Source organism: Pseudomonas sp. P4_C3, assembly GCF_056402075.1.
This window is the reverse complement of sequence record NZ_JBFUIC010000051.1, coordinates 1-11,087: the sequence shown is the minus strand read 5'-3', so window position 1 is coordinate 11,087 and position 11,087 is coordinate 1. Positions and strand designations below refer to the sequence as shown.

Genomic DNA, 11,087 nt, shown 5'->3' with positions numbered 1-11,087 from the left:
TACGCCATACTGTGCGCTGGTTTTTTGGGTGGATGGGGCCTGCATGAAAAGGCGTCTGGTTAGCGTGTTCGGCGTATGGATGGCGTTGTTTCTCGGGGCTCAAACGGCCGTGGCGGCCTCTGCTGCGCCACTGACGCAATTGAAGGTGCTCAAAGTCGCGTCGCCGTCCTGTGGTGTTGAAAACATCGACGAAGGGCAAACCCGGACTCGCTGCGATCACAATGGCCCGAACATCACGGTATACGTGCTGGAAGTGGGTTATGGACGCGAGGCCCATGTCGCCCTGGACGGTTTCGAAGTGAATGGCACCCGCACACCGGTCTGCGCGTTCAAGAACGGCAACCTGACCAGTTGCACCCCCGGGGAAAAAACCGTCGGCTATTTGTATGCCCTCGATCTGGCTGGCAAGCAGGAAGGCACGCTGACCTTCAGCAATACCTCGATCAACGCGCCCGGCAATACGATGTCGACGCAGCTTTTCATCAAGTAACCACAGGTCCCGAACAAGGGGCAGGAAAGCTGGCTACGCTTAAAAGATCACTCTGTGGACAATACCTGATGACCTTTAGAGCCTTGATTGCCCTCGCCGAGGGCACCGATGACCTGCAAACCGTGACCCTGATCGACGTACTGCGCCGCGCCAAAATAGAAGTGGTGGTGGCCAGTATCGAAGGGCGGCGCATGCTCACCTGCGCCCGCGGCACGCGCCTGACGTCCGATGCCATGCTGGTGGATTTGCTGGCGCAGCCCTTCGACCTGATCGCCTTGCCGGGTGGTGCGGTGGGTTCGCAGCACTTGGCAGCCCACCAACCCCTGCAACAATTGATCAAGGATCAGGCGGCAGCCGGTCGCCTGTTCGCCGGCATCGCCGAGGCGCCCGCCGTGGCGCTGCAGGCCTTTGGCGTATTGCGTCAACGGCGCATGACCTGCCTGCCCTCGGCCAGCCATCAATTGTTGGGCTGTAACTTCGTTGATCAACCGGTGGTGGTCGACGGCAATTGCATCACCGCCCAGGGCTCGGCTGGCGCCTTGGCATTTGCCCTGGCGCTGGTGGAACAACTCTGCGGAAAAGCCACACGTGCGGCGGTGGCGGGGGAATTGCTGGTTTAGCCTGCTTGGACTTTTGCTTCTTCCCTTTCTTCATCTTTAGCCACGTGCATGCGATCGCGGCTGGCCAGTGTCGGGAACAGTTTGACCCACGCCCCGGTTACCACCAGCGTGCCGATCCCGCCCATGACCACGGCTGGCACGGTACCGAACCAGTGGGCAGTCAGGCCCGATTCGAATTCGCCCAACTGGTTCGAAGCACCGATGAACAGACCATTCACGGCGCTGACCCGGCCGCGCATTTCGTCCGGGGTTTCCAGTTGCACGAACGAGGCGCGGATCACCATGCTGATCATGTCTGCCGCGCCCAATACCACCAGCACCGCCAGGGAAAACCAGAACGAGGTCGACAGGCCGAAGGCAATGGTTGCCACGCCGAAGATGCCCACGGCGGTGAACATCACCCGCCCGACGTTGCGCTCCACGGCAAACCGCGCCAGGAACAGCGACATCAGCAGCGCACCCACTGCCGGTGCCGAGCGCAACAGGCCCAGCCCCCACGGGCCGGTCAACAGGATGTCCTTGGCGAACACCGGCAGCAACGCCGTCGCACCACCCAAGAGCACCGCGAACAGATCGAGGGAGATCGCCCCGAGAATGTCCGGACGACTGCGGATAAAGCGAATGCCCGCCAGCAATGAATCCAGAGTGGCCTTGCCCTTGTTCAGCGGGGTTTGCCGGGCTGGCAGGTTGAGCATCAGCGAACAGGCGATGACATACAAAAGCACCGTCGGGCCATACACCCAGACGCTGCCGAAGGCGTAGAGCAAACCGCCGAGGGCCGGGGCGACGATGGTTGCCGATTGCTGGGCCGATTGCGCGGCGGCCACCGCACGGGGAAACAGCGCGCTGGGCACTATGCTGGGCAGCAGCGCCTGGGTGGTCGGCATTTCAAAGGACCGCGCGGCGCCGAGCAGGAAGGCCAGGATAAAGATCATTTCCCGGGTGACATGATCGGTGGCACTGCCGATGGCCAACGACAGGGCGATCAGTGCCTGCACGGACTGGCAGATCGCCGCGACCTTGCGCCGGTCATAGCGGTCGGCGACGTGTCCTGTGTGCAGCATGAACAGCACGCGCGGGGCGAACTCGACCAGGCCGACCAGACCCAGGTCGAGCACGTTGCCGGTCAATTGATACAGGTTCCAGCCGATGGCCACGGTGAGCATCTGGAAGCCGCTGGCGGTGAATACCCGGGCCATCCAGAACGCGAGAAAAGGGCGATGGTGACGTAACAGCAAGGGCTCTTGGCTGGGCATCTGCGGGACAATCTGGGGAGAGGGGAGCGGCGAGATTATCACCAACCTGTAACAGGAAGTTGTCATGGCACAAAATTTAGTTAGCCAGACATCTATTTCCTCAACGCTCCCACAGTGAATGTGTTGCAGCCAATGACAAAAGCCGTGAGGCAACTTGTCACGCGGCAAAAGACCACGCGGTTCATCCCCGAAATTGGGACTACTCTTTCAACGTTGATTGATCCAGATCAAAACCCACAAAAGGAATTGATCCGGCGGCCGCAAGGCCAGATTCCCTGCGTTGTGATGCGTGCAAAAAAAGAACAAACAGAGATTCGCCACACTCCATATCCGTGGGGACCGTGGGTGCAGGCTTCCAGCCAGCAGCCGTACTACCTGACAGAGGAAGACTTATGTTCGGTTTAGAGGCACTTGATCTCGCCCGAATTCAGTTCGCGTTCACCATCTCGTTCCACATCCTGTTTCCGGCCATCACCATCGGCCTGGCGAGTTACCTGGCGGTACTCGAAGGCCTGTGGCTGAAAACCCATAACGACACCTACCGTGACCTCTACCATTTCTGGTCGAAAATCTTTGCCGTCAACTTCGGCATGGGGGTGGTTTCCGGCCTGGTCATGGCCTATCAGTTCGGCACCAACTGGAGCCGCTTCTCGGACTTCGCCGGTTCCGTGACAGGGCCGTTGCTGACCTATGAAGTGCTCACGGCGTTCTTCCTCGAGGCCGGGTTCCTCGGCGTCATGCTGTTTGGCTGGAACAAGGTCGGACGTGGCCTGCACTTCTTCGCTACCGTAATGGTGGCCATCGGTACATTGATCTCGACGTTCTGGATTCTTGCCTCCAATAGCTGGATGCAGACCCCGCAGGGCTTCGAGATCGTCAACGGTCAGGTCATACCCACCGACTGGCTGGCGGTTATCTTCAACCCGTCGTTCCCGTATCGCCTGATGCACATGGCCACGGCGGCGTTTGTCGCCACGGCCTTCTTCGTCGGTTCCTCCGCGGCCTGGCATTTGCTGCGCGGCAGGGACAACCCGGCGATCCGCAAAATGCTCTCGATGGCCATGTGGATGGCATTGATCGTCGCGCCGATCCAGGCGGTCATCGGTGATTTCCACGGTCTGAACACGCTTGAGCATCAGCCGGCGAAAATCGCCGCGATCGAGGGCCACTGGGAGAACGTCGGTAACGAAGCGACTCCGCTGATCCTGTTCGGCTGGCCGGACATGAAGGAGGAGAAAACCAGGTTCGCCGTCGAAATCCCGTACCTGGGCAGCCTGATTCTCACGCACTCCCTGGACAAACAGGTGCCGGCGCTCAAGGAGTTCCCGCCTGAAGACCGGCCGAATTCGACTATCGTGTTCTGGTCATTCCGGATCATGGTCGGCCTGGGCTTGCTGATGATTTTCACCGGTTTGTGGAGCCTGTGGCTGCGCAAGCGTGACACCCTCTACTCCTCGCGGCCGTTCCTGTACCTGGCGCTGTGGATGGGGCCGTCCGGTCTGATCGCTCTCCTCGCCGGCTGGTTCACCACCGAAATCGGCCGTCAGCCGTGGGTGGTCTACGGCCTGATGCGCACGGCGGATGCGTCGTCTAACCACAGCTTCATGCAGATGAGCATCACCCTGATCCTGTTTGTCGTGGTTTATTTCGCGCTGTTTGGTGCCGGTCTTGGCTACATGATGCGTCTGGTGCGCAAGGGGCCGAAGATCGACGAAGGCAAGGAAACCAACGACGGTGGCCCTGGCCAGAAACGCACACCGGCCCGGCCGTTTTCCGCAGCCGACGACGACCACATCGACGCCGATCACAGCCTGACCAAGGAGATTTGAATCATGGGAATTGATCTTCCGCTGATCTGGGCCGTGATCATCATCTTCGGCATCATGATGTACGTGGTCATGGACGGTTTCGACCTGGGCATCGGCATTCTCTTCCCGTTCATTCCGGGCAAGACCGATCGCGATGTGATGATGAACACCGTCGCCCCGGTCTGGGATGGCAACGAGACCTGGCTGGTGTTGGGTGGCGCGGCGTTGTTCGGCGCGTTTCCGCTGGCCTATTCGGTGGTGCTCTCGGCGTTGTACCTGCCGCTGATCCTGATGTTGATCGGGTTGATCTTCCGCGGTGTGGCCTTCGAGTTCCGTTTCAAGGCCAGGGACGACAAGCGCCATCTGTGGGACAAGGCGTTCATCGGTGGTTCGGTCACTGCGACGTTCTTCCAGGGTGTAGCGCTCGGTGCGTTCATCGATGGACTGCCAGTGGTCAATCGGCAGTTCGCCGGTGGTTCACTGGACTGGCTGACCCCATTCACGATGTTCTGTGGTGCGGCGCTGGTGGTGGCGTATGCGCTACTCGGTTGCACCTGGCTGATCATGAAGACCGAAGGCAAGTTGCAGGAACAGATGCATGACCTGGCCCGGCCATTGGCCTTCGTGCTGCTGGCGGTGATTGGCATCGTCAGCATCTGGACCCCGTTGGCCCACGCAGAAATCGCCGCACGCTGGTTCACCATGCCGAATCTGTTCTGGTTCATGCCGGTGCCGATTCTGGTGCTGCTGACGATGTACGGACTGATCCGCGCCGTGGCCCGCAACGCGCACTACACGCCGTTCCTGCTGACCCTGGTGCTGATCTTCCTCGGTTACAGCGGGTTGGGCATCAGCCTGTGGCCGAACATCATCCCGCCGTCGATCTCGATCTGGGACGCCGCCGCGCCGCCGCAAAGCCAGGGCTTCATGCTGGTGGGCACACTGTTCATCATTCCGTTCATCCTGGGCTACACCTTCTGGAGCTACTACGTGTTCCGCGGCAAGGTCACCCATGAAGACGGTTATCACTAGCCCTGTGCACCGCGAACCTGTGGGAGCGAGCTCGCTCGCGATGGCGTCGGAAGCGACGCCATCAATCTTGAAGAGGATTGAAACGTTATGGCCGCCAAACATTCCCTGCACGACATTGAAGAAGCCGAAAAAAAGCCGCTGTGGCAGCGGCTCGGCTGGTTGGCCCTGATCTGGGTCGGCAGTGTGGGCGCCTTGTTCATCGTCGCCAGCCTGATGCGTCTGTTCATGAACGCGGCCGGCCTGACCACGCACTGACATCTCCCCCGTGGCCTCAGGGCACGGATTTACGACCCTCCGACCGGAGGGTTTTTTTTACTGTTACTTGCGCGCCTTGAGGATGACGAATTTCGGATTGGCTGCCACTTGTTCGACACCACGGAACAATCGCGCGAGCTTGCTGTGGTAACCCAGGTGACGATTGCCGACGATGTACAGCGCGCCGCCCACGACCAGCGCTTCGCGCGCTTGCTGGAACATCCGCCAGGCCAGGAAATCGCCCACCACCTGTTGCTGGTGAAACGGTGGATTGCACAGCACGACATCAAGCGATTGCGGTTCCTGGCCGGCCAGGCCATCACCGGCACGCACGATCACTTCCCGTTCACCCAAGGCTGCGCGCCAGTTCTCGGACGCCGACTGTACGGCCATGAACGACTCGTCCACCAGCGTATAGTGGGCCTCGGGGTTTTGCAGGGCGCTGGCGATGGCCAGGACGCCGTTGCCGCAGCCGAGATCGGCGACCCGCGCCGAGCCGAGGTTTTTCGGCAAGTGCGGCAGGAAGGCTCGCGTGCCGATGTCCAGGCCTTCGCGGCAAAACACATTGGCGTGGTTGAGCAGTTCGATAGCCGGTTCGTCGAGTCTGTATCGCGTTGGGTAAGGCGATACAACTGGCGTTTTGTCTTGCGCCGTGGCAATCAATAGCCGCGCCTTCTTCACGGCCAACGAGGCTTGTACCGGGCCGATGTAACGCTCCAGCAAGTCGCCCGCGGCCCGGGGCAGATGCTTGATCATGGCTGCGGCAACCACTTGGGTACCGGGTGCCAGTTGGCCTTGCAGGCGGATCAGTTGTTCTTCCAGCAGCGCCAGGGTTTTCGGTACACGGATCAGCACGCAGTCGAACGGCCCGGCAAGGGTTTCGCTGGCGGGGACGCTCGGCACCGCATCAAATGCCAGGCCGTTGCGCACCAGATTCTTTTCCAGCCCCTGCAAGGCCAGGAACGAATCACCGCTGCTGACCACCCGCACTTTACCCGCGAGACTGGCCGCCAATGCGCCGAAACTGTCATTGAGCACCAATACCCGGGTGTCCGACGCCGGCTGCTGTTCGGCCAGATGATTGAGCAGGTATTCATCGGCTGCATCGAAAGCTTGCAGCGGTTCGTTCTGCTGTTCGGGCTGGCGGATCAGGTCGAGGCTGGCGAAGGGTGTTTCGAGCAAAGGCATGGGGCGGGGCTCTGGGTAATCAACGGATGTCCCGCTGCCTAAGGCGTTGGAGCGGGCGGAGCCGACCGAGTGTACTGCGTCGTGAAGGTCTACACGCCATCACTCAGGAGGGACCGCAAATGGTACGTTTTTTTTACCTGGATTACCCGCAGGTTTTCCCGTAGTCGGGCGCTTTCAGATGGCTCCGGACCGGGCCGCGGCGATGACTGCCGCAATCTTGTTGTTGACGCCGAGCTTCTCGATAGACCTGTGCACATGAAAGTTGATGGTGCGTTCACTCAAATTGAGGATCCTGGCAATTTCATAGGCCGTCTTGCCATCGGCCGACAGTTTCAATACTTCGAGTTCCCGCCGCGACAAGGGGGGAGCCTGGGGGTGAGCCGGTTTTTTCGGTTGCATTGCGATCGCCAGAGCGTGCAAATGGCGGCTGATGAACACCGAGAACCCAAGATGCTCGTACAGCTCATAGGCTGAAATCGGGCAATGGCTTCTGGCCAGGCTGAAAATGCTGCGCAGACCGGTTTCCTCATCAAAGATCGCCTGGGACCAGCCATGCTGCAAGCCTTGTTGTCGCAGCAACTGCCATAACCATGGCGTCCTGGAAAAAAGCTCTTCACTCCAGAGAACAGGCAACATTGAATGATTGCAATGCGCCACTATTGGATCTATTTGCATGGCGTTGTTTTTTTCATATTGAGTATTCCACTCATGGGGGTAGTTGTTCAGGTTCACCGTACTGGTGTCGACCCCGAATGAGTTTGAAGTAATTGAAAAGCCACAAAATTTATATCCAAGGTTTCTGGCGAAATTGAGCGCGATTCGATAGGCAGTACTGATCTCTTGTGTGTGCGTCAATTGTTTGAGCTGCGACTMCTTCCAGATCTCCATACAGTGATCTCCATTAGTGTGTCTTCTGGGTGCAGTATTGGATCCAGGATCCGGCACGCCACGAAGTGTAGGACATTTCCTGCGGAAGTGATTCGACAATTTTGCTCTTTTGACTGTTGGAAAAGTGTGCTCAAGGTTCTTAGGGGATAAATGGTTATGAAATGCCACATATAATTTTATATGTAGGGTTGTGTTCGTATTCTGTAATCGACTACTAGTGCGCATTAATGTCACTACAAATTGTCGGTGGTTACGCTGCTTTCTTTGCGGGACACTGGGGTATCTGTTGATTGGAGCCTTCCATGTCCGTCAGTGAAGAAAAATTTACGCGCCAGACCTTGCTCGAGGTTCATCCGCTGACCCCGAACCTGTTTACCCTGCGCGCCACGCGGGATGCAGGGTTTCGTTTTCGGGCGGGGCAGTTTGCCCGGTTGGGCGTCACCAAGGCTGACGGCAGCACGGTATGGCGCGCCTACTCCATGGTGTCCTCGCCCTTTGACGAGTTCCTCGAGTTCTTTTCCATTGTCGTACCGGGCGGTGAGTTCACCAGTGAACTGAGCCGCCTGGGCGTTGACGATACGTTGCTGGTCGACCGCCAGGCCTTCGGCTACTTGACGCTGGACCGTTTTGTCGATGGCCGCGACCTGTGGTTGTTATCCACAGGTACGGGCATCGCACCGTTCCTGTCGATACTCCAGGATTTCGACGTCTGGGAGAGATTCGAGCGGATCATCCTGGTCTACAGCGTTCGCGAAGCCCGGGAACTGGCTTATCAGGAGCTGATCGCGGGGCTGGCGCAACTTGAGTATCTGGCTGAGTACGCACACAAATTGCAATTCATCGCCACAGTCACTCGTGAGCAGCATCCTGGCGCATTGAACGGGCGGATCACCACACTGATTGAAAACGGCGAGTTGGAGCGCAGCGCGGGAGTTGCGCTGACGCCTGAGCATTCACGGGTCATGCTGTGCGGCAACCCGCAGATGATCGATGATACGCGCAAGTTGCTTAAACAGCGGGACATGCACTTGAGCCTCAGCCGGCGACCCGGCCAAGTGGCGGTGGAAAACTTCTGGTAAGCAAAACGGCGCCTCAGAGGCGCCGTTTTTTGCCAGTGCAGTCAAGGCCGGTTGTTTTGGGCCTTGAGCAAGTCGCGGATCTCGCCCAGCAACTCTTCTTCCTTGGTGGGAACCGGCGGCAGGCTAGGGGCCACGGACTCCTCACGCTTCAGGCGGTTGATGGCCTTGACGCCCATGAAGATCGCAAAGGCGACGATGACGAAGTCGATGATGGTCTGGATGAACTTGCCATAGGCCAGCACCACCGCAGGGATGGCGCCGTCTGCTGCCTTGAGCGTTATGGCCAGATCACTGAAGTCCACGCCACCGATCAGCATCCCGATTGGCGGCATGATCAGGTCACCGACAAACGAGGTAACGATCTTGCCGAAGGCCGCACCGATGATGATGCCGACAGCCATGTCAACCACGTTGCCTTTGACCGCGAAGGCCTTGAACTCGTTTAGCACGCCCATAGGTTATTCCTTGTTACAGATGAGGTAGATGTGCGCAGTGTAAATCAGCAAATCGCATCCTGCTCGAATCAACTGCCTGCTGTGCTTGCCAGCCATTGACCCGGGCGGTGTTGAAAAATTCACCGATTGATCTCATCTGAGGTCGGACAGGCCTTCTGAGGCGTTCGCATGCGACTTTTTTTCAGCGAAATGGCGTCATTTGTGTGGGCGAGCCAAGGTTGAGCGACCATTCCTGAATCGGGACGCTCAAGATGATCGGGCAGTTAGTGGCCAAGAGGCTGCATTGAAAGTTAAATGCAGGTGCAGTGATATGAACTGTTTCGTTAGTTTGGTGTTTCTGACAAGTTGCGCGTTTCTCTGAATCACTGTCGCGTTTTGTGTGAATGTTTTCGAAGTTGTGCAAAAAGTATGTAAGTGAACAAAGTCTGTATAGGTTTTCGAAGTGTGCGGTATGGCATGTCCCTAGCGTTTGTTGGCCGAGTTGAGCGAAAAACTTATACAAGGTTTTGTAGGGTGGGTGTATCTCAATATACCTGTGTTTAATAAGGTTATTTGAAGTCATCAAAAGGGTTGCGAAATATCTGGCCGCACTCGCGCGCCTTGGCTGAGCTATCATCGCGTTTTTTTCCGGGAGTTCCGATGGCCAAGGCCAAGCGCATGTACGGCTGCACCGAGTGCGGCTCAACCTTCCCCAAATGGGCCGGCCAGTGCGGTGAGTGCGGGGCTTGGAACACGCTTACCGAAACCATGGTGGAAAGCGGCGGGGCAGCCGCCCCCAGCGGTCGTACCGGCTGGACCGGCCAGCAGGCGCAGATCAAGACTCTGGCCGAAGTCAGTGTCGAAGAAATTCCGCGCTTCTCTACCGCTTCCAGCGAGCTGGACCGGGTTCTGGGTGGTGGTCTGGTGGATGGCTCGGTGGTGCTGATCGGTGGCGACCCCGGCATCGGCAAGTCGACCATTCTGCTGCAAACCTTGTGCAACCTCGCCAAGAGCATGCCGGCGCTGTACGTCACCGGCGAGGAATCCCAACAGCAAGTGGCCATGCGTGCGCGGCGCCTGGGGTTGCCTCAGGATCAATTGCGGGTCATGACCGAAACCTGCATCGAAACCATCATTGCCACGGCCCGTCAGGAAAAGCCCAGGGTGATGGTGATCGACTCGATCCAGACGATATTTACCGAGCAATTGCAATCGGCACCGGGCGGTGTATCCCAGGTGCGCGAAAGCGCGGCGTTGCTGGTGCGTTATGCCAAACAGAGCGGCACGGCGATTTTCCTGGTGGGCCACGTCACCAAGGAAGGCGCGCTGGCTGGCCCTCGTGTGCTGGAGCACATGGTCGACACCGTGCTGTATTTCGAAGGCGAGTCCGACGGGCGCCTGCGTCTGCTGCGGGCGGTGAAGAACCGCTTCGGTGCAGTCAATGAACTGGGCGTTTTCGGCATGACCGACAAAGGACTGAAAGAAGTCTCCAACCCGTCGGCGATTTTTCTGACCCGTGCCCAGGAAGAAGTCCCGGGCAGTGTGGTGATGGCAACATGGGAAGGCACACGGCCGATGCTGGTGGAGGTTCAGGCACTGGTGGACGACAGTCACCTGGCCAACCCGCGTCGGGTCACGCTGGGGCTGGATCAAAACCGGCTGGCGATGTTGCTGGCGGTGCTGCACCGTCACGGTGGCATTCCGACCCACGATCAGGACGTCTTTCTCAACGTGGTCGGCGGGGTCAAGGTGCTGGAAACGGCGTCCGACCTGGCGTTGATGGCGGCGGTGATGTCCAGTTTGCGCAACCGGCCGTTGCCCCACGATCTGCTGGTGTTCGGTGAAGTCGGGCTTTCCGGTGAAGTGCGTCCGGTGCCGAGCGGTCAGGAGCGTTTGAAAGAAGCCGCCAAGCACGGCTTCAAGCGGGCCATCGTGCCCAAGGGCAATGCGCCGAAAGAGGCGCCGGCGGGGTTGCAGATCATTGCCGTTACTCGCCTGGAGCAGGCACTCGACGCGTTATTCGAGTAACGCCTATCC

General features: G+C 58.8%; 11 protein-coding genes. 7 read left to right on the top strand and 4 right to left on the bottom strand.

Annotation, left to right across the window (positions count from 1 at the left end; translation table 11 throughout):
* The first annotated feature begins 43 nt into the window (after positions 1–43).
* Both AC1DVH_RS11710 and AC1DVH_RS11705 read left to right on the top strand, forming a co-directional pair.
* Positions 44–490, top strand: coding sequence for a DUF4879 domain-containing protein (locus AC1DVH_RS11710; RefSeq protein ID WP_477753935.1), 447 nt, complete (start codon positions 44–46; stop codon positions 488–490).
* 68 nt (positions 491–558) lie between these two features.
* Positions 559–1,110, top strand: coding sequence for a DJ-1 family glyoxalase III (locus AC1DVH_RS11705; protein ID WP_108231207.1), 552 nt, complete (start codon positions 559–561; stop codon positions 1,108–1,110).
* Here the strand turns inward: AC1DVH_RS11705 and AC1DVH_RS11700 are convergent.
* Entirely contained in the window at positions 1,107–2,366 is a 1,260-nt protein-coding gene (locus AC1DVH_RS11700; RefSeq protein ID WP_477753934.1) for an MFS transporter, read from the bottom strand. The two genes, AC1DVH_RS11705 and AC1DVH_RS11700, sit on opposite strands and share 4 nt — an antisense overlap.
* A gap of 392 nt (positions 2,367–2,758) precedes the next feature.
* Here AC1DVH_RS11700 and AC1DVH_RS11695 point away from each other — a divergent pair, with 392 nt between their 5' ends.
* The 3 genes from AC1DVH_RS11695 to AC1DVH_RS11685 all read left to right on the top strand — a co-directional run bounded on the left by AC1DVH_RS11695 (position 2,759) and on the right by AC1DVH_RS11685 (position 5,461).
* Entirely contained in the window at positions 2,759–4,195 is a 1,437-nt protein-coding gene (locus AC1DVH_RS11695) for a cytochrome ubiquinol oxidase subunit I (RefSeq protein WP_477753933.1), read from the top strand.
* A gap of 3 nt (positions 4,196–4,198) precedes the next feature.
* Positions 4,199–5,206, top strand: a complete 1,008-nt coding sequence (gene cydB, locus AC1DVH_RS11690; protein WP_477753932.1) for a cytochrome d ubiquinol oxidase subunit II — start codon at positions 4,199–4,201, stop codon at positions 5,204–5,206.
* A gap of 87 nt (positions 5,207–5,293) precedes the next feature.
* The gene (locus AC1DVH_RS11685; protein ID WP_007975773.1) at positions 5,294–5,461 is read left to right on the top strand and encodes a DUF2474 domain-containing protein; all 168 of its coding nucleotides are present in this window, start codon (positions 5,294–5,296) and stop codon (positions 5,459–5,461) included.
* Positions 5,462–5,524: 63 nt separating this feature from the next.
* Here AC1DVH_RS11685 and AC1DVH_RS11680 read toward each other — a convergent pair whose 3' ends face one another.
* Both AC1DVH_RS11680 and AC1DVH_RS11675 read right to left on the bottom strand, forming a co-directional pair.
* Positions 5,525–6,649 carry a methyltransferase gene (locus tag AC1DVH_RS11680; protein WP_477753931.1) on the bottom strand — a complete coding sequence of 375 codons (1,125 nt, stop codon included), beginning with the start codon at positions 6,647–6,649 and terminating at the stop codon, positions 5,525–5,527.
* A gap of 174 nt (positions 6,650–6,823) precedes the next feature.
* Positions 6,824–7,537, bottom strand: coding sequence for an autoinducer binding domain-containing protein (locus AC1DVH_RS11675; RefSeq protein ID WP_477753930.1), 714 nt, complete (start codon positions 7,535–7,537; stop codon positions 6,824–6,826).
* Between the two features lie 302 nt (positions 7,538–7,839).
* Here AC1DVH_RS11675 and AC1DVH_RS11670 point away from each other — a divergent pair, with 302 nt between their 5' ends.
* Entirely contained in the window at positions 7,840–8,616 is a 777-nt protein-coding gene (locus tag AC1DVH_RS11670; RefSeq protein ID WP_477753929.1) for a ferredoxin--NADP reductase, read from the top strand.
* 41 nt (positions 8,617–8,657) lie between these two features.
* Here AC1DVH_RS11670 and mscL read toward each other — a convergent pair whose 3' ends face one another.
* The gene (gene mscL / locus AC1DVH_RS11665; RefSeq protein WP_108216400.1) at positions 8,658–9,071 is read right to left on the bottom strand and encodes a large-conductance mechanosensitive channel protein MscL; all 414 of its coding nucleotides are present in this window, start codon (positions 9,069–9,071) and stop codon (positions 8,658–8,660) included.
* Between the two features lie 639 nt (positions 9,072–9,710).
* Here mscL and radA point away from each other — a divergent pair.
* Positions 9,711–11,078, top strand: a complete 1,368-nt coding sequence (radA, locus tag AC1DVH_RS11660) for a DNA repair protein RadA (RefSeq protein ID WP_477753928.1) — start codon at positions 9,711–9,713, stop codon at positions 11,076–11,078.
* Positions 11,079–11,087: the final 9 nt, after the last annotated feature.